Origin of the sequence: Micromonospora chersina, assembly GCF_900091475.1 — a bacterium.
In the GTDB taxonomy this organism is placed as follows: Bacteria; Actinomycetota; Actinomycetes; order Mycobacteriales; family Micromonosporaceae; genus Micromonospora; species Micromonospora chersina.
The window spans coordinates 1,093,888-1,111,932 of the sequence record NZ_FMIB01000002.1 but is presented as its reverse complement, the minus strand read 5'-3'; the positions used below and the strand labels follow the sequence as shown (position 1 = coordinate 1,111,932).

The window sequence follows — 18,045 nt, the reverse complement described above, 5'->3', positions numbered from 1 at the left end:
CGTCAGGTGAGGAGGAGGCAGGCGTCCCAGGCGGTGGTGGCAGCGGTGACGAGGTCAGCTCCTGCCCTCCCGTCGAGGAGCCCCTCGGGCTCATTGGTGGTGGGGGTGGCCTGCCGGTGGAGATCGTTGACGAGATCGAGGGGTATGGGGGTGAGGGCGTCGGAAGCGATGCGGCGGGCGGTGGCCAGCAGCCCTGCGGTGCCGTGGCACAGGCCGCGGTCGGTGAGCCGCCGAAGCTGTCCGGGGTCGGTGACGCAGGTGGTGAATGCGGTCTCGGCGAGGTGCTGGCGTGTGATGTTGTGCAGGGCTTGTGCGGTGAGTTGCTGGGCGCGGGCGATGCCGGGGGTGCCCCGCGGTCGCGGTGAACGCCGCCATGACCACCTCCGTACGCCGGGCGCGCCCCGCCGACGGTCCCGCCGTCACCGCGCTGCTCGTCGACGCACTGTCCCGAGACCCAATCGCCGAGTGGCTCGTGCCAGACGCAGGCGACCGAGCAGACGTCCTGCACCGGCTCCTCGCCGTCGACGTCGACCACGCCATCGAGACCGGCCACGTCGACGTGGCGGGGGACTGGTCAGCGGTCGCAGTGTGGCGACGCCACGACCTGGACGCGCAACGGTGGACGCTCGGCGACTACCACCTGACCACGTTTGCCGGCCAGGCGGCTCCCCGCTTCGGTGAGCTGAACGCCGCAATGGGCAGCTATCGGTCCGACGCGCCGCACCACTGGCGGTCCTGGCTGGCCGTGCAGCCCGGATACGGCTGGCCGGTCGCCGACGAGCTGCTGCGCCAGCACCACCGGGTGGTCGACCGGACCGGCCACCCGGTCTATGCCGTCGTCACCACCGAGGCCGCCCGAGATCTGCTCTGCCAGCACAGCTACCGGCCGGATCTTCCGCTGCACCTGCCCAGTGGGCCGAGGCTCTGGCCACTGACTCGGGCTGGGCGCCCGATCCGGAGCAGTTGCTCCGGCTGAACATTCCTCCTGTGAAGCCCGGCCGCCCTGCCTCTGGCGGCCGGGACACCACGAGGGCCCGGAAGGCGTGACCGCGCAGGTCCGCAGGAGGCGCGGACCAGCCATCCGAAATCACCCTCCCGGGCCCTTCGGCTTGAGCGCATCTGTTGAGCGGATCATCGGCACGCCGCCCCGGCAGGTGCTCGCAACAGCAGGCGGCGAGGTCCTACATGTCGATGCTCCACCACGCGGTCGCCGGTCTTGTGAGCGCCGCTGTCGAGCCCAGGTGGCTCGCGGGGTCTCCTTGCCGGAGTTGGCGCGCGTGCCCAGCCTTGAAGGCGGTGCCTCGCCCCTGCCCGCACCTATGCCGGAGGGCCGGCGGCTCAGCGTTAGCAGGTCAACATGCGGGCTATGGCTGGCCCGCTCCTTCCTCATGTAGGAAGTTGCTCTCGGGTCCGCCCTCCCGGCACCTCTCCCGCGCTGACGAAGAGACAGGGCCGTCGTGGTCGGATTCGGTTTGTCGCGGCCTGGCCCGCGCGTGCGACGATGTGAGGGTGGTAGTCGAGGGGTATCTGCAGATGATTCAGGCAGTAATCACGCGTCTGTCGACCCAGTCAACGACGATCAAGGGTTGGTGTGTCACGGTTACTGCTGCCTTGTTGGGATTCGGAGTTAACGCCACTTCTGTGATGGTCTCCGTTGTCGCTTTTTATGTAGTGCTTGTCTTCGCGTTCCTCGACGGCTACTACTTAGGTCTCGAGAGGGCGCATCGCGCCCTCTACAGGTTGGCTGCGGATGAGAAAGTGGAGCCTTGGTCGTTCGCCATTCAGCGGCCTGGGGTGCGCGAGGTGTTACGGGCGATGTGTAGCCCCTCTATTGCATTGCTGTATGGTGCGTCGCTTGCCGCCACAACCGCAGTCAGTGTCTCCGTAGCGCTCAAGTAGGGCGGAAAGCGGAAGATGGAGATCTGTCGGCCTGTATGTCCTCGTCGATCGCCGCCGGGAGGCGTCGGCGTCGCGACGTAACCGTGTGATGGTGGTTCCTGACGGGTGCTCGGGGGTTGAGATGCGGGCGGAGAGCCAGTTCGGTCCGGAGCTGCGGCGCAGGCGGTTAGAGCGGGGGCTCTCACTTCGGGATCTCGCTGCGGCCGTGCCGTGTAGTGCGAGCTACTTGAGTCGTGTAGAGCGAGGGCTGCGGCAGCCGACCTCCTTGGTCGCTCGGTTGTTCGATGCGGCCGTGTCGGCGGACGGTGAACTCATCGCCTTGGCGCACGAATCCGCTCCCTCGGGCGCCGCCGCCCGAGACGATCCCATTCGGTGTGTGCCGGCGACGCAACTGGTGCAAGCGTTTGAGGCCACCGCCGCAGCGGGCGCCGCCTTCGCAACGGGTCGTGGACGCACGGCGGAGAGCGCTCGGGGCATGTTCGACGTCTTGCGTCAACAGGGGCACGCGGCGTCGCCGGCGGCTCTGCTGCCTGCGTTGGCGGCTCAGTTCGGTGTGTTGCGGGCCGCTGCGGGATCGGCGCGTGGGCTGGCTCGGCAGCAGCTACTTGGAGTCGGTGCTCATTACGCCGAGTATGCGGGGTGGATGGTTCAGGAGGCTGGCGATGGGGTAGGTGCCCTGGCCCTCACTGATACCGCTGCGGCTCTAGCTCGCGCCGCCGGCGACGACGCGCTGGCCGAGTACGCGTTGTTGCGGCGCGCGGACATCGCGCTCTATCAGCGTGATGGTCGGTTGGTGGTCGAGTGGGCGAGCCGTGTGGTGAGGGGCAGCCCCTCACCACTGGTGCGTGGGTTGGCGGCGCAGCGCATGGCGCAGGGGTGGGCGGTGCTGGGTGACGCGTCGCGATGTCTGTCGGCGTTGGAACTCGCGATCGATGCTATGGCTGCGGCCGACGAAGTGGCATCCGGCTCGGGCATCGTTTTGGGCTCCGGGGGAGGCGGTCGACTCATGGAAATCGTTCGCGGTTGGTGCTATTTAGATCTTGGACGCCCGCAGGATGCGACGATCGCCCTTGAGGCTGGCCTGTCTCGGATGCCGGCGGCTGCTCGGCGCGCTCGTGCCCTCTACGGCGTCCGGCTTGCTCTGTCCTATGCCGCCTGCGGGCAGCTGCGGCGTGCCCGTGATCGCGGCATGATCGCGCTCGATGAGGCTCGTCACGTGGATTCGGCCTCGGTACGCCAGCAGCTTGGTTTGCTGGCCGTCATGGTGCGCCGGTGGCCGGGCAACGTGGAGCTGAACAACTTTCGGATGCGAATCGAACGCGAATTGGCAGTCGCGTGAGGCCCGTCATGACGGTGGTGCGGGATGACTGGCCATGATGTACTCCGCCAATCAGGCAAGGTCGCCTTATGCGGGGAGGGAACCCTCGACAACGTCGGCCAGTGACCGTAACGTCGCCGCTCGTAACCGCCGTTCCGCCTTGAGGTGGGCGCTCCCGGCTGCAGGTCCCTAGTCTCACCGAGCAAGAGGCAACGGGCAACACCTGTTGATCATGAGTCCCGCTGACGATAGTGGCAGACGGAGTGACGGTTCGATGTGACGGTCAATCTTGACGACGGGTGGGCTCAGACGTGGGTGGGATATTTATCAATTACCGCACGGCCGATTCGGCTTTTGGCGCCGTCATGCTGGACCAGAAGCTTGTGGAGCGCTTCGGGGAGAGCGCGGTATTCCGGGACAATCGATCCCTATCCCTCGGAAACAAATTCGAGCCCGTGTTGTGGAAGCGCTTGCGGTCCAGTGACATCGTGATCGTTGTCATCGGACCGCACTGGTTGTCGGAGGCAACCAGGGGCGGACGCCGCATCGATGACCCGGAAGACTTCGTGCATCGCGAGATCGTCGAGGCGTTGCGACTTGACCTCGATATCGTACCGGTGCTGATTGGCGACACGCCGTTGCCGAAGCCGGAACACCTCCCCCCGGCATTGCGGTCCTTGCCCGGTTACCAGTACGTCTCCATCCGGGCGCGCGACCCGGAGTCGGATATCGACCGGCTGGTCAACCAGCTCGCGGGATTGCCCGCTCTCGCCGCGCTGGCATCGCACTCCGCCTCACCCCAGCCTGCCGGCGTGGATGGGAACCAGCACAGCGTGCACACCCACGTCGACACGGTGCACGGCGAGAACATCGTCTTCGGATTCCAAAACCGTGGCTGAGACCCCGTCGTCGACCAAAGACAGCCAGGACAGCGAATATATCGACGGGCATGACGCCGTCGCCGGCCGTCAAGTTGTCTACAACATCATCCAACGCGCCGAGTTCCGCGGCAGCGCGACATTCGGCGTCGACGGCCACGCCCGCAGCGAGGTCCGCCAACGCACTGGCCGGATCGGCGCCACCGAGCTGAACAGACTGGACCACTTCTTTCAGCCGCCCGAGGCATTCGTCCGTCTCGCGGAAGAGCTCGCCCAAGAGCGCATCCTCCTGCTTGAAGGTCGGCCGGGCAGCGGCCGCCGCGCCGGGGCTATTCAACTCCTGCGCCACGTTGCACCCGGTCTACCGCTGGTCAGCCTTTCGCCGACGAGCACTTTCAGCGAGCTGTGCACGAAGAAGTTCCACAAACAGGGGTATCTGCTACCGGACAAACTCGGTGAGCGGAAAATCAGCCGAGCGGAACTCGACAACCTCACGGAGGCACTCACAGACGCCCAGGCCTTCCTTGTGGTCACCTTGACCACCATGACGGCCGCCTCCGACGTAGGTGTCACCCTACGCCACTGGCCAGCACCCGTCGCCAATACGCTTCTCGCCACCTACCTCGACCGACACGGCGTGAACGTCGACGCGAGGCAGCGTGAAGAAACTATCGCCCAGCTGCCAGCCGACGCCACCCCCAGCCAAGTCGTCGCGGTGGGCAAACGCCTCGTCGCCGGTCACAGCGGCATCGAGGCTCTCGGCGCGCTCAGCGAAGAGAATGCCGCCCGGGTCGGTCAGTGGTTCGATCAACGCCCCACGTTCGGTCAACTTCAATTCATCGCCGCCCTAGCCTTCCTTGACCAGACCACAGAATCGGCCTTCGAGGCAGCATTCGAGCAACTCACCCAAGCCATGACACCGACCCCCGCAACTCCAGAAGCCATAACGGCGGAAACCGTCATCCCACAGCAACGACACGATCGCTTCACGGCGGACTCTCTGGCCACCGTGACCAGCGAAACCGACGACTACGGCACCACCGGCCGCAGAGTCGAACTCAAGCAGTTCGTCAGTCACGAACGCCTTGTCTCTTGCCTGCACGAACGCTACGGTCCCCAGCTGTGGAACCCACTCACCACATGGCTACGAACGCTCGCGCGGCGTCGCGACCCCCAACTGCAGGCAGCCATCGCACGAGGAGTGGCGCAACTGTGGAAGGTCGACCGCACCGTCGCCGAATGCTCGTTCCTCACGCCTTGGTCTAAGGGCACCGCCGCCGAACAGCTCACCGCCGCCCTCGCACTGTGGTGGCTCGGTCTCGACAGTCGAACTGAAGACGCGGCACTGCAATGCGCCACCGACTGGGCGGCCAAGGGTACGGCGTCTCAGCGGCGCACCTCCATCGTCGCTTTCAGCGGGGCTCTCGGCTTGCGCTTTCCCTCCGACGCGCTCAAATGGATGTGGCGCTCCGCCACCGCTGCCACCAACGACAAGGAACTACAGCTAGCCCGCTCATCGGTCGTGGAATTCTGCGCGGAAGCCAGTGCCGACGTCGAAACGCTCACCGCAGTCGTGCGTAAAGTCCTAGCGCTCGTCAACGGCCTACCCTGCAACCCACTAGTCCGCCGCGATGCGCTCCGCCTCGTGACCGACATCCTCGCGGTTCGGTGCGGGGGACTGCTCCTGCCCACGACGTGCCTCCGGCTGGTGCCCGACAGCGCCACGGCACTCGGCCAACTGTGGGCTCACACCCTCCTTACGCGTCCCGTCCGCCGGGCGGCCCTCGACACCCTCTGCGCCTGCCTGCGAGAACTCGAACGTGGCCCAAGAGACGCAGAGCCACTACCCCACCGGCGAGGAACAGCGTCCGACCCGCTGATCGAACGGCTGGGCCGCTCGATCCTGGCCGCTCTGCCCACCGAGAAGGAACGCGAGCTGCTGTACACGGACGTCACGCGCTGCCTCCAGCGCCGCAGCCGCCACGACGACGACCGCACCGTCCGCATCCTGCTCGCTCTGCAAGCAGCCTTCTGAAGAGGTGAAACCCGTGCTGTATCCCATCATCGAGGAGCTTCAACTTCACGAGGTGCGGCGTGGACTGTTCCGGCGATCGCGCCGAGACGTGGGCCAGCTGCCCCGACAGCGCCCCGGCACCGTCTTGGTCTTCCAGGTCAATAACAGCTACGTCGTGGCGCCGGGCCAGCGGCTGCGAGGTGACGAGCCTGTAGTGGTCAACGCCGCGTCCGTCAGTGTCGTCGACGTCCGGCAGCGCATGGTGCCCGCGCACATCGCTCTGCCCTCGGCAAACCCGGCCAACGCCTTCGCTGTCCGAGTGACCTTCAGCTGCCGAGTACGTGATGCGGAGACGTTCGTCGCCACACACGCCGACCTCATCGACGAACTGGCCTCCTACCTACGGCAGGATCGGCAACTGCGTGTCCTGAGCACCAGCTTCACACTCGACCAGCTGGCGGACGCCCACGACGCGCTCTCCGCGCAGATCGAAGCGCGATTCAGCCTGAAGCCCCTGGCGATGGAGGGCATCGAGATCACGCTTAACGATGTAGACGTGCTCACACCCGAAGACGTGGCCGAGTTCGAGCGGTCGCGCCAGCAGGTGCACCGGCAACAGGTTCTCGAGAAACTCCATCGTGACTTCGATCGCGCGGAGGCCGACCTCATCGAAAAGATCCTCGACCGCGGCCCCCGCGCTGTGGAGGCTCTCGCGATTCGCCTGGGCGAGGTTAGTGTCGGCAACGCCACCACCCGCAGCTACGGAGAGGCTGACAAGTCGACCGCTCGGCTCCTGGAGATCCTCACCAATCTCGCGACCTACGGGCATGCCGACCAAGTCTCGGTCGACACGGCGCTCGTGATCGACGAAATCGTCACCAGGATCACTGGCAAACCACAGTCCGTAACCTACCGAGACGCCGCTGCGGCTGACGACGAACCGGCCAAGCCGATCGCCGGCCGGCCGGCCGCCGCTCAAGCGCCGATCAAAACAGAAACCAGGCAAGACGAAGAGGACGCGTGGCGAGGCAGCTCAAAGCCGCAGGAGATCGAGGATGACCTCTGAGCAGCGTGGGACACCATGGACAGCTAAAGTGAGATCCCTGTCCTCCGGTCGCCTCTTAACCAGAATCGCGGCAAGCGACAGCGGCACCCTCGCCCGGCTTCCCGCTGAGCGACCATACGCCAGCGCTCTGGGTGGTGTCGTCTTCGGAACGGCACTGCTATCGGCGTTGGAGATGTATCTGCTGATCCACACCGTGCACGGCGGCTTCACACCCTTCGCCCTCGTGCTCGTGCCCGCCTGGTTCGCGTTCATTCTCAGCTTCGACCGGCTGCTGATGATACGGCTGTCAGGCAGTCAGTGGAGCAGCAAGTTTAGGATGGTTGCACCGCGTGTGGTCCTGGCCGTCCTATTCGGCGTAATTCTCGCGGAGCCACTGTTGCTGACAATCTTTCACACCGCCATCGAAGAACGCATCCACACCGACCGGGCTACACAACTGAGCAACGCCGAAAGCGCATACCAGCGATGCAACGCCCTGACTCCCGACAACCGCAGGAGCGGGCAAAACGACCCGCAGTGCCACGACTACCTTGTCAGCGTGACGGCCGACCCCGCCGCCCCCACGGATCAGCTCAGGCAGACCAAGCAGAACCTCAAATCGCTACAGGACACTCTCAAAGCCGACCAGGCTACCTACCTGGAGATGACGCAACGCACATGGCGCGAGTGCAACGGCGTCAAGGGCGGCGACGTCACGGGCATACCCGGAGTCGGACCCGAGTGCCGGAACTTCCGTGACCAGCAGCAGGCCTTCTATAACACCAACCAGCTCGCCCAAAAAGGCGAGCAAATCAGTAAACTGCAGGAACAGCTGCCCATACTTGAGCAGGCTGTCCGCGAAACAGTGGAACGCTACACTCAGGAGGTTGCAGCGCAAACGACAGTGGAGCTCGACAAGCTCCGCGAGGCGCAGCAAGAAATAGGCCTCTTGGAACGGATGGCAGCCTTCGACGCCCTACGCGCCGGCAATGTCTACCTGACCTCCGCGACCTGGCTGCTCCGACTTTTCCTTACCGCCATCGAATGCGCGCCAGTACTCGTGAAGATCTCGAGCGGTAAAAACGCCTACGACCAGGTACTCGACGCGACACTGGAGAGCCAGCGGAACATCGCTCTCGTCCGAATCAAACGCGCCGAACTCGACACGACCTATGGGGACCGACTCGCGATCGAGGAACGAGAGCAAGATCTCAAAGATGAGCTGCACAAGCTGCGCCGACGGGACCGGTCCCGTGATCTTCAAAGCGAGCTGGACCTCGAGCGTGCGATCCTAGAGAGGGCCAAGCAGCTTCGCGCACCGGCAAAGCAGTCAGAAGGGCAGCGCAATTAATCCTCACGGGCCGATGATCTGACCGTGTCGACGACGCGTGAAGACTAGGCCGTGTTTCATAAGCCGGGTCGGAGCCATTCGTTGATCGTGGCGATGTGTAGCGGGCTGCACCTCGATCAAGGTGGAGGCGGCGGCTTTGACCTGGGCGCACGCCTCGAGGAGCTCGTCTTCGGTGCGGGCGTGGCACGGTCAGATACAGCCTGACGGTGAAGAGTTTGGCCGCGCCGCGGGCGAGCCGCTGGGCGAGGTCCGCGGCGTCGGCTGCCGCATCAACGTCGGGGTCGGGCAGCTTGTCGCGTTCGGCGTCGGCGCGGCGGGAGGATTCGAAGCGGGCGCGCTGGGTGCGCAGCCGCGACGCTGCGACCGGTGCGTGCAGCGGCTCGATGTGCAACGCCAGATCCAGGCGGCCGGGCCAGGACAGGCCAGGCGGGGCCGACCTCGGCGGGGTAGCCGGTGACCACGAGGGTGGCGGCGTAGCCGTCGCCGACGCGCAGCATCCGCGGGGTCACCTCGACCGAGCCGGGTGCGACGGTGGCCGCCAGCCGAGAGGACTGGCGGCCACGGTCGGTCGGCGTGCGGGAAGCGTTGCGGATTCTCATCCGCACCCTCGCGCTGCGGGTACTCGGCAACGGTGTCGTCCCCCAACAAGCCGCCGCCGCGCTACAGCTGCTGCTGTGCCCACACCGATGGCGCACCCGGCCGGAGGGACCGAACGAGCGCCGGCAAGCCCTCATCGCATCGTCCGGCCACGCTGTCCAGATCTGCTCGACCCCGGACGGGGCTGTGTCCTGACCGGTCTGGCCAATGACCCGGCATTCCAGCCTTGAGAGCGCCGATCGTGGGGCCGGCCTGCCCGGAGCGGGCCGGCCCCACCTCGCGCGAGGCATCCACACCTGCCTCACTCAACCCGCCGTAACCCGAGGCGCCAGCCTGCGCCGGCGATCTACTGGCGAAGGGCCAACGATGCCTTGCACACGTCGTGCTCATGTCGCCACCACTGAACCCCGTCGCCGAGCGAAAGCGGTCGGCGTCGACCGCGGACCAGGTGCGCGCTCTCGGCCTGACCACCGACCTCTCCACCGCCGCCGACATCCTCGGCATCTCCCGGTCAGCAGCCTACAAGCTGGCCCGCCGCGACGCCTTCCCCGTGCCACTGATCCGCGCCGGCGCCCACTATCGGGTGCCTATCCCACCGCTCCTCGCCGCGCTACACGTGACGTTGATCAGGGATGTCCAGGTTGATGAGATCCTCCATGGCCATCGCAACCGGCGTGGCCTTACCTGCTCCTTGGCTCTTCGACTGCCCCTCGACTCGCCCTCTCAGGTACGGGCGCCCCGGTCACCTAGGAGGCGACCGGGGCGGCGGCACCATACGAGCGGCAGCCTGAGGGGCGGGAGGTGCGGGAGGTGCGGTCAGAAAGTCGGGTTCTCCGGGTCACCGCAGTTGCTTATGGATCCGTTGCCGATCGGCCAGGTCTCCAGATCGGCGGGGCTGACGAAGTCGAATACGTCTACTTCGATGTTGGCGCGGTACTGCGGGTTCACCCAGCAATTGAATTCGCCGCCCGATGGGATCGGCCAGCGGGAGCCGCCCATAACGATCCACGACTCGGGGCCCCCGTTGATTCGCAGGACCGCGAACAGGTTCGGCGCAGCCTGCTTGGTGATTTTCCGTGTGGGTGGCAAAGAGCCGTCGCATGTGGCGTTGTCGCCCTCGGGCCCCGACGCTTGGATGTAGCCCGCCAGGTCATCAGAGTCTACGTCCCAGTCGATGGCGTAGTGCTTACTGAGGCAGATGTAGGTGCCGCCGTCGCCTATCGGGTGCATTTTCTGGTCGGCAGTAGTCACGAGCCATGCGTGCCCGTCAGGGTCGCGTATCATCTTGCCCAGCGGGACGCCGGTGTCTCCGCCGCCGCCGGTCGGCTGCTGCTGCTGGCTGTACGCCGCGTTCTGGCAGTTCATGTCGACGTGCCAGGTGTAGAGGTATGGGCTGATACATGCCGGCTGGATGGTGCGGCCGAGGTCGTCACGCGATGGTCTGGCCGCATAGTGCTCGATGAGGATCGGCGAGTCCGGCAGTGAGCCCCAGATTAGCGAATCGGACACATCTACGGCGATTTGGCCGAATTCGATCCACTTGAAGGCCTCGCGCATGTTCTCGAGTCCTTTGTTAATCCGTACTGCTCCCGCGCCGTCTAGCGTTCCGCTGGCGAGCGAGTCGCGCATCCACCTCTCGATCAGGGCGTAAATGCCTTCATAGTCGAAGCATCCGTACAGTGCGGTAGCGAAATCGCGGGCAGTGTTAGCAAAACCGTTCCGGCTGGTAAGCGAGTTGTAGCTGTTGTAGAGGCAGGAGGACATCTGGGCGATCCAGTTTAGGATCATTGGATCGCTGTACATTTTGTTCGCACCGAGTTTGTCGAAGAGCATGCCTAGCGTCTTGTCCCCGCCAACCTTGAGCAAGGAGCGGAGCCGGTCGGGCTGCATGCGGACGCTGCCCATTGTTCCGGCCGGGACGTCGGCGGTGCCAGCATCCCCCGGTCCCAGGTAGGTGTTGCCGCCGGTGTTAATCCTGGTCACCAGCAACTTGACGATGTCGAACTCTGGCGTTGACCCGCCCTGTTCGGAAACAGTCACATCGCCCACGTAAGGCTTGAGTACTTGCACCGTCCCGGACGTGTTTCGCAGGAGGGTTCGGGCATCCTTGCCGCCGTTGTAGCCGCCGGTGCCAGGGCCGTCCTGAACGCAGTGCTTGATGAGGAAACCGCCGACGGGTGGCGTGTTGCCGGGCAGGTTCAACAATGCACCGGTCAGATCGGCGTGCGCCCCTGTCGGGCTGACGTAGGAGGCTATGTTGGGACGTTGCGCCCATGGGCTAGAGCAGTTCGGGGCGGGGAATCGATTGCCGAACAATACGCCCTCTGCCGGTTCGATGACGAAATTCAGGGCGCGGGTGGCCCACTCGACGATGGACAGGCTGGTGAGTGAGGCGGTGACCGCGCCAGTGGTGGGGTCGACCGTGGCCTTGCTGCTGTCGTAGACGTTCTCCCCGCCGCCCGGCACGCCCTCCGGGCTGATGTGCTTGATGTAGGGCTTGTACTCGGCCGCGTCGAAGTCGTCGGCGAAGGTGGCAGCGGGAACGGTGGCCAGGACTTCGTCCGGTGCTCCGCCGGGCTCCCGCGGACCTGTCCACGCGCCGTGGATGTGCAAGTCGGCGCGCGGGTAGGCGGGGCCGGGCAGCGTGCTTGGCGTACCTAGTGGCGTGATGCTCAGCCAGGCGCCGCTAGTCGCGTCGATTACGCCGGCCGGCGCAGTCAGTGCGTAGCCGTCCCGGGATGCTGTCGTGGTGTAAGCCGGGTATCCCCAGCGCCAGCTGGTGCCGGCGTCCCGAATGGGCTGCGGCGTCAAACAGGAGCGGGCAACGATCGTGTCGAGGATGCCCTTGCCGACGCCAGGGACGCGCTCAGGGGTGATGTGCCGGAGGCTGGCGAACGGCCGAGCGGCAATAAGGCGTTCCGCTGCGTTCTTGTTCACGCCAGTCACACGGGAGACTTGGTCGGCGGTGGCCGACTGCAAGTCGACCTTGTCAGTACTGGCACATGGGCTCAGTGCCGGAGGCGGACTGCTGATCGGGGTGGAGCAGCCACGCCCGGCGGCTTGAATCTGGCTTAGCTTGTCAGCCCCGATACCTTCTACTACCAGCAGGTCGTTCACCGTCAGGTACGGCCGGTATCCGACCAGTCGGGTAGCCACCGCCGTGTCGAGGCCAAACGCCCCGACGAGCTCATCGACCGACGCGGTGTTGATGTTGGTCTGTCCGTCGGCGCACGTCATGGCAACCTCGGGCAGCGTTGCGGCGGCCGGTGTTGCGACCGCAGGTGGTATCGGTGGGCCGGACGGCTTGGGAGCGGCCTGGACGGCGACGGCGTTCAGGGGACCGGCCAAGAGCACGGAGCTGACGACAATCGCCAGCGCACCCCTGCGCGACAGTCTCTTCGACCTATGGAGGTAGGCATGACATGAGTGGACCATCAGGCCCCCAATCGAGCGGCATCGAACGTCACATGCAGAGAAGCGCGAAGACTCCCTACATCTGCGGTGACCGTATCGGCACAGGGCGTTACGACACTATGGGGATTCGGTGTGTCCAGCCGATGCGGGACGACGTCCGGCTGTTTGGCTTACGCGCATCGGCCGTCCGCAGGGGAGCCGCAGGCATCAAAAGGCGCAATTCGGGTGCGCCCCGTCTCGCACTTGTACTGCCTGAACCTGGCGTGATGGAGGCAGTGGAGACCGAAGAAGCGTCCCGTCATTATGGATACTCGCAACTCAGCGGGTAGCGGCTCTCGATGTCTGCCACCGGAGGCCAGGCTGACCTCGACGTGTGGCACAACCTGCTTCCTGCCATACTGCCGGCCGTGAGCAGCACGGGCAGCAGGCCGCAACGCCCGGCCCCACGGCAGATCCAGACGTGGCAGGATGCCGAGCACAACGCCGCCGCCTGGATGCGGTACTGGGGCTACCGAGATGCACAGGCGAGACCGGGAGGCACCGATGGCGGGATCGACGTCCACGCCTCGGACGCGCTCGCTCAGGTCAAGTACCAAGCGATCGCTGTCGGTCGGCCCGCCCTGCAGCTGCTGTTCGGTGCCCGTGGCCATGCCATCCATAAGCAGCTGATCTTCTTCACAGGCAGCAACTACACCTCAACTGCTGTCACATACGCCGACGAACACGACATCGCCCTGTTCGTCTACTCACTCGACGGCTTCATGACCGCCGCGAACCCCAGCGCCTGGCGCCTAAGCACCCAATACCCTCGACCTTCCGAAGAACCAACCGCCGAAGCCAAGGCGTCGACCGATCCGCCTCCATCCGCGCGCCTGTTCAGGCAGGCCACCGCGGCTGCGCCCGATAGGTGGGGGTCGCGAGCCGCGCTGAAGCCGCCCGGTCCTGTCAGCCTGGTGATCCTCCTGACACCCTTGCTGATGTGCCTTGTCGGTGCCGCGACGATCGGGTTCTTTTCCCAGAACCCAGACCTCGCCCCTCCATGGCTCCGGCAGGTGTGGGCTACCTGGATGACCGTGGCATGCCTGGGCTCCTTACCGGCCATTCTGGTCGCTCGACTTCTTTTCCGGCGGCAGTGACAACTTGGCGACTTACCAGCGCTCCCATCCTGGCTGGTGCAGCAAGGAAGGCGGCCACGTCGCCTCCTGCGGGTGAGGGAACCGACCATCGAAAACGCCTGTCAGGCATCCGCTAGCGCTCGCCGCCTTACCACGGCACGGCCAGGACCTAGAGCGTGTTTCATAACGAGGTCAGAGCCACTCGGTGATGATGGTGATAGTCAGGACGGCTTGGAACCGGACGGCTAACTTGTCGTAGCGGGTGGCGACGCCGCGGTCGGGCGTTGACAGCTCGCCGACCGGGCACGTCCGACCCCTGCCGAGCTGCGGACGTTCACCCCTCGCCAGGCTCCAATAGGCTGGCGGTGCAACAGATCATCAGCTCGATCAAGAGTGCGTGTCGCTGAGACCACGTCGGCCCGGGGTAGCGATGGGGGATCGCAAGCATTGCGCGGGAGGCCGTAAACTGCCATGAGCTCTGCACGATCACCCTCAGAGCCCCTCTACTTCACCGAGCGCGGATCGGGGCCGCCACTCCTGCTCGTGCATGGGCTTATGGTCACCGGCGAGATGTTCGAGCCGGTGATGGAGCATTTCGCCAACCGGCATCGCGTGATCGTTCCCGACCTGCGCGGCCACGGGCGCAGTCGGCGGCTTCCGCCACCGTACGCGGCGACGCAGCTCGCCACCGACCTAGCGCAGCTGCTCGACGATCTGGGCATCGACACCACCGCCGTGCTCGGCTACTCGCATGGCGGTGCCATCGCTCAACAACTGATCCTCGACTTCCCCAACCGATGCGACCGCCTCGTGCTCGCCTGCACCTTCGCGTTCAACATGGCGACCCGTCGCGAGAAGGTTGAGGGGCGCCTCCTGCCGTTGGTACTCCAGGTCCTCGGCATGCGGCTGCTGGCGAAGTTGGTCGTCTCACAGGCGGCGCCGCAGCTCGGCAGGGACCGTGCCGACTGGCTCGCCGGAATCATGGCGGACCAGGACCGCAAGTTGATGGTGTCTGCCTGGAAGGAGACGATGGCGTTCGACAGCAGGCGCCGGCTGGCGGAGATCAGGTGTCCGACGCTCGTCATCGCCGGGTCGAACGATCAGGCCGTACCGATCCACCACGCGCACATGCTCCACGACGGTGTCGCTGGTTCCCAGCTGGTCGTCATCGATGATGCTGACCACGCGCTCATCTGGACGCACTCCGAGGAGTTCGAGCGTGTGACAGACGATTTCCTCGGGGCCTGATCGGGGTAGGCGCCGCAGAGGGACATCTGCATTTGCCGCCGATCGGCGCCCCGTGCAAGGGCTATCTGGGCAAGTCCCGCCCCTCGGGCTGCATCGACCGCAGCACCTCCATGGGCCTGCGGCCGGTTGCCGCGGCCAGCGCAGTGATTGCCGTCGCGGCGAGGGCGGCGAGGTTCAAGGCATAAGCAAGGCTTCTTGTGATTGAGGATCGCCGTCGGGATCAGTTCAAGCAGAGGCAGAACGGGTGACCTGCGGGGTCGAGGAAGACCCGGAAGGATGTACCGGGCTGGTGCGGGTGTTTGGTTGCGCCGAGATCGAGCACTGCCGCCTCGGCGGCATCGAGGTTGTCAACGATCACATCGAGGTGCATTTGCTGGGGCGGCTCCTGGGTTGGCCACACGGGCGGGGTGTACTCATCCACCTGCTGAAAGGAGATGCACTGACCGTACTCCGCGCGGACCTCAGCCCAGTCGGGGGAGACGTCGACCTTCCACTCCAACATCGCGCCGTAGAACCTCGCGAGCGCACCAGGATCGGGACAGTCGATGACGATGCTGGGAAAGCGAGCGATGGCCATGCCGGCCATGGTAGGGGCGGCTGCTGACTATCCATGTCCGGACTCGTCGACGACGTGCGGCGATGTGGCTCGCCTGAGACGTCCGCTCACTGCCGCGAGACACGACCGGATCTGTCGATGAGCCGATACTCGACCATGGCGGCGAGCGTCCTGCGTGGTTGCATCGTGGGCACCTGACCGACTTTCGGACGCGGGGTCGGACGTGATCGTCTGGGCGACGTCGCTCGCGTGCCAGCCGGATCACTCGCAGAGGAGCGCGTCGCCGCGCGGGGTGCGCACGTAGAAGACGAGACGGCCGGCTCGGTGCCGGGTGACCAGGCCGGCGGTCACGAGCCGCGCGAGGTGGGCCGAGACTCCGCTCGGGGTCAGTCCGGTGCGGCGGGCCAGCGACGTCGTGGTCGACGCAGTCGCCAGCTCGACCAGCAGTGCCGCGCGAGCCTGACCGATCACCGGGGCGAGATCGGGCGCGGGTGAAGGGGTGTGCCACATCGAGCCCACGCCCCGAGTGGGATATCGCAGCACCGGAGCCCAGGGCTCGGACGCCTTGACGAAGACGTTCGGCCAGGCGAACAGCGACGGCACGAGCACCAGACCGCGACCGCCGAGTTCGTAGTTCCGGTTCAGGTTGGGCCGGTCCACCGACAGGACGTCGTCCGACCACGAGACCGCGGGATCCAGTTCGGGGAACATGCGGTGCGGGCCGTCGTCCGCCAGCGGCGCGCTCGAAACATCACGTCGGCCTCCAAGATCCCCCGTATCCGCCCCCAGTACGGCGCCAGTGTGAGGTCCCAGTAGGTCCGCATCTGGCCCACGATCACCGGCAGGTTACGGCGCGGCGCGCGGCGCAGGTCCGACAGCGAGGCCGGCAGCCGGTCGCCGTACACCGCCGCGAGCTCCTCGCGTACGACCGTCGCCGGCGTCTCCCGCACCGCCGCGAACTCCGCCTCAGGCTCGGCGACGGGTGAGTGCGGCGCCGGCGCGAGGAAGCCCGGCAGGTGCCGCCCGGGTGCGATCGCCAGGTCGCGCAGCTGACGCAGGTCGGGTGAGGCCAGCACCCTGGCCCGGTGTCGGGTCACCCATGGCAGGTGCACGGCGTGCGCACCGGGGTCGCGGAGTACGCGCAGGCTCGCGACGACCTCCCAGGCGGGGGAGATCGCGAACCTGACACTGGCGAGATCGGCCAGGGACAACGACATCTTCAGCATCAGACCGGCCTCATGAGGATTCACCGTAGTCTGAATCGTTGGCACCCGGGGGTGGCCGACACCGAAGGTTCGGTCATGTCGATCCAGCACGCCTCTCGTCGGGGGCGCGACGCCGCCCGGGCCCTGCCTCGTGACTTCGCTCGTTACCTCGTTGCCGCCGTAGCCGCGAAATGGGGTTTCCACATCGCCAAGGTGGCCGTTCCGCTCGTCGCGATCACGTCGCTCGGCGCCGGTCCGGGCGCGGCGGGTGCGCTGGCCACTGCGGGCACCGTCCCATTCCTGCTGCTCGGGCTGCCGGCGGGCGCGTGGTTGGACCGGGTTGCTCGTCGCCCAGTCATGATCGCCATGGACCTGACCCGGTTCGTGCTGATCGGCTCGGTACCAATCGCTGCCGCAGCTTCCGCTCTGACCATGACCCAACTGTGGGTGGTGGTGTTCCTCAACGGCGTCGCGACCGTGTTCTTCGACGTCGCGATGCAGAGCCACCTGCCGGACCTTGTCGGGGATGGGCACGGGGGACGCCTGGTCGCGGCCAACGGGAGGCTCGGCATCGTGGACCAGATGGCCTTGATCGGCGGTCCCGCGCTGGCCGGCTGGCTGGTTGGCCTGTCGACAGCGGCGGCGGTTCTGGTCGCGACGGCACTGGGCTACCTGTGGTCGGCGCTGTGGATTCGACGGATCGAGCGGCCGGAGCCGCGCCGGGTTGACGTCGTACGACGCTCGCTCGCGGCCGAGGTGCGGGAAGGTCTGTCGTTCGTCCGGCGCAACCACACCCTGCGTGCGATCGCCGTCGCCGGCGCGCTCGTGAACTTCGCGACCGCAGGCACGGTCGCGATGCTGCCGCTTCTCCTGGTTCAGCAACTGCACTGGTCGGAGAGCCAGCTGGGCCTCTTCCTCGGTGCCGGCGGAGTCGGTGGCCTGCTCGGGGCGCTTTGTGGGCAGCGGTTGTCGACGGTCTTCGGCGCCGGCCGCTCGGTGCTTGCCATCGGGCTGGCCATCGCCCCCGCCTCGCTCGTGCTGCCGCTCGTCGGTCAACCCGTTCCTGGGCTGGTCGCGGCGCCCGCCTGGGCACTGGTGATTTTCAAGGTCGGCTTCGACAGCGTGGTCCTGACATCGTTCCGCCAGCACGTCACACCGTCCCGCCTCCTGGGACGCGTCAACGGCACCCTGCGCGTGGTCTTCAGTGGCGCGCTCACACTCGGCGCCGCGATGACGGCAGTCGTCGGTCACTACGCCGGTCCACGCGCCGCCACCTGGGTTGCCTGCGCCGCGCTCGCGTTGGTGTGGGTGCCGATCCTGCGCTCCCCGATGCGCCAGCAGACCCTCGGCGCATCCTGACCAGCAGCCTGGCCCGGCCGGAAAACAAGATCGAGCGCAGTCTTCT

14 protein-coding genes and 2 pseudogenes are annotated in these 18,045 nt (G+C 66.2%); 10 read left to right on the top strand and 6 right to left on the bottom strand.

Going from position 1 to position 18,045, the window contains the following annotated elements:
* Positions 1-2: 2 nt before the first annotated feature.
* Positions 3-413 (bottom strand): annotated as a pseudogene (locus GA0070603_RS05120) (lanthionine synthetase LanC family protein); the annotation flags it as partial.
* On the opposite strand from GA0070603_RS05120, the gene GA0070603_RS05115 reads away from it, so the two are divergent.
* From GA0070603_RS05115 to GA0070603_RS05085, 7 genes are all read left to right on the top strand, one after another.
* Positions 374-976 carry a hypothetical protein gene (locus tag GA0070603_RS05115; protein ID WP_139131812.1) on the top strand — a complete coding sequence of 201 codons (603 nt, stop codon included), beginning with the start codon at positions 374-376 and terminating at the stop codon, positions 974-976. The pseudogene GA0070603_RS05120 and the gene GA0070603_RS05115 sit on opposite strands and share 40 nt — an antisense overlap.
* A 533-nt stretch (positions 977-1,509) precedes the next feature.
* Positions 1,510-1,899: a hypothetical protein gene (locus GA0070603_RS05110; protein WP_091307849.1), complete on the top strand. Its 390-nt coding sequence runs from the start codon at positions 1,510-1,512 to the stop codon at positions 1,897-1,899.
* A gap of 88 nt (positions 1,900-1,987) precedes the next feature.
* On the top strand, positions 1,988-3,238 hold the full coding sequence (locus GA0070603_RS05105) for an NsdA family TPR-like regulatory protein (RefSeq protein WP_139131810.1): 1,251 nt from the start codon (positions 1,988-1,990) through the stop codon (positions 3,236-3,238).
* Positions 3,239-3,516: 278 nt separating this feature from the next.
* Positions 3,517-4,116: a toll/interleukin-1 receptor domain-containing protein gene (locus GA0070603_RS05100; RefSeq protein ID WP_139131809.1), complete on the top strand. Its 600-nt coding sequence runs from the start codon at positions 3,517-3,519 to the stop codon at positions 4,114-4,116.
* Positions 4,109-6,130 (top strand): hypothetical protein, encoded by a 2,022-nt coding sequence (locus GA0070603_RS05095; RefSeq protein ID WP_091307838.1) that lies wholly within the window; start codon positions 4,109-4,111, stop codon positions 6,128-6,130. The genes GA0070603_RS05100 and GA0070603_RS05095 overlap by 8 nt, the downstream gene beginning before the upstream one ends.
* Positions 6,131-6,143: 13 nt before the next feature.
* Positions 6,144-7,175, top strand: coding sequence for an SPFH domain-containing protein (locus tag GA0070603_RS05090; RefSeq protein ID WP_091307834.1), 1,032 nt, complete (start codon positions 6,144-6,146; stop codon positions 7,173-7,175).
* Positions 7,165-8,505 carry a DUF4407 domain-containing protein gene (locus tag GA0070603_RS05085; RefSeq protein WP_091307830.1) on the top strand — a complete coding sequence of 447 codons (1,341 nt, stop codon included), beginning with the start codon at positions 7,165-7,167 and terminating at the stop codon, positions 8,503-8,505. Before GA0070603_RS05090 ends, GA0070603_RS05085 begins: the two co-directional genes overlap by 11 nt.
* A 90-nt stretch (positions 8,506-8,595) precedes the next feature.
* Here GA0070603_RS05085 and GA0070603_RS31915 read toward each other — a convergent pair.
* A pseudogene (locus GA0070603_RS31915) lies at positions 8,596-9,104 on the bottom strand (conjugal transfer protein TraC); the annotation flags it as partial.
* An 814-nt stretch (positions 9,105-9,918) separates the two neighbouring features.
* Positions 9,919-12,456, bottom strand: coding sequence for a helix-hairpin-helix domain-containing protein (locus tag GA0070603_RS05070; RefSeq protein ID WP_167544493.1), 2,538 nt, complete (start codon positions 12,454-12,456; stop codon positions 9,919-9,921).
* 467 nt (positions 12,457-12,923) lie between these two features.
* On the opposite strand from GA0070603_RS05070, the gene GA0070603_RS05065 reads away from it, so the two are divergent.
* A complete protein-coding gene (locus tag GA0070603_RS05065; RefSeq protein ID WP_208862812.1) occupies positions 12,924-13,652 on the top strand; it encodes a restriction endonuclease in 729 nt (242 codons plus the stop codon).
* A gap of 450 nt (positions 13,653-14,102) precedes the next feature.
* On the top strand, positions 14,103-14,879 hold the full coding sequence (locus GA0070603_RS05060; protein ID WP_091307819.1) for an alpha/beta fold hydrolase: 777 nt from the start codon (positions 14,103-14,105) through the stop codon (positions 14,877-14,879).
* Positions 14,880-15,099: 220 nt separating this feature from the next.
* On the opposite strand, the gene GA0070603_RS05055 is transcribed toward GA0070603_RS05060, so the two are convergent.
* From GA0070603_RS05055 to GA0070603_RS31710, 3 genes are all read right to left on the bottom strand, one after another.
* On the bottom strand, positions 15,100-15,456 hold the full coding sequence (locus tag GA0070603_RS05055) for a VOC family protein (protein WP_091321575.1): 357 nt from the start codon (positions 15,454-15,456) through the stop codon (positions 15,100-15,102).
* 240 nt (positions 15,457-15,696) lie between these two features.
* Positions 15,697-16,146, bottom strand: a complete 450-nt coding sequence (locus tag GA0070603_RS31715) for an ArsR/SmtB family transcription factor (RefSeq protein ID WP_244282412.1) — start codon at positions 16,144-16,146, stop codon at positions 15,697-15,699.
* Entirely contained in the window at positions 16,077-16,661 is a 585-nt protein-coding gene (locus GA0070603_RS31710; RefSeq protein ID WP_208862810.1) for a hypothetical protein, read from the bottom strand. The genes GA0070603_RS31715 and GA0070603_RS31710 overlap by 70 nt, the downstream gene beginning before the upstream one ends.
* A gap of 75 nt (positions 16,662-16,736) precedes the next feature.
* Here GA0070603_RS31710 and GA0070603_RS05045 point away from each other — a divergent pair, with 75 nt between their 5' ends.
* Positions 16,737-17,999, top strand: a complete 1,263-nt coding sequence (locus tag GA0070603_RS05045) for an MFS transporter (protein ID WP_167544491.1) — start codon at positions 16,737-16,739, stop codon at positions 17,997-17,999.
* Positions 18,000-18,045: the final 46 nt, after the last annotated feature.

Excerpts from the sequence above, each read along its gene's own strand:
- GA0070603_RS05115 (WP_139131812.1), top strand. The coding sequence starts at position 374 with ATGACCACCTCCGTACGCCGGGCGCGCCCCGCCGACGGTCCCGCCGTC.
- GA0070603_RS05105 (WP_139131810.1), top strand. The coding sequence starts at position 1,988 with ATGGTGGTTCCTGACGGGTGCTCGGGGGTTGAGATGCGGGCGGAGAGC.
- GA0070603_RS05085 (WP_091307830.1), top strand. The coding sequence starts at position 7,165 with ATGACCTCTGAGCAGCGTGGGACACCATGGACAGCTAAAGTGAGATCC.
- GA0070603_RS05060 (WP_091307819.1), top strand. The coding sequence starts at position 14,103 with ATGAGCTCTGCACGATCACCCTCAGAGCCCCTCTACTTCACCGAGCGC.
- GA0070603_RS05055 (WP_091321575.1), bottom strand. The coding sequence starts at position 15,456 with ATGGCCATCGCTCGCTTTCCCAGCATCGTCATCGACTGTCCCGATCCT.
- GA0070603_RS31715 (WP_244282412.1), bottom strand. The coding sequence starts at position 16,146 with ATGTTCCCCGAACTGGATCCCGCGGTCTCGTGGTCGGACGACGTCCTG.
- GA0070603_RS31710 (WP_208862810.1), bottom strand. The coding sequence starts at position 16,661 with ATGCTGAAGATGTCGTTGTCCCTGGCCGATCTCGCCAGTGTCAGGTTC.
- GA0070603_RS05045 (WP_167544491.1), top strand. The coding sequence starts at position 16,737 with ATGTCGATCCAGCACGCCTCTCGTCGGGGGCGCGACGCCGCCCGGGCC.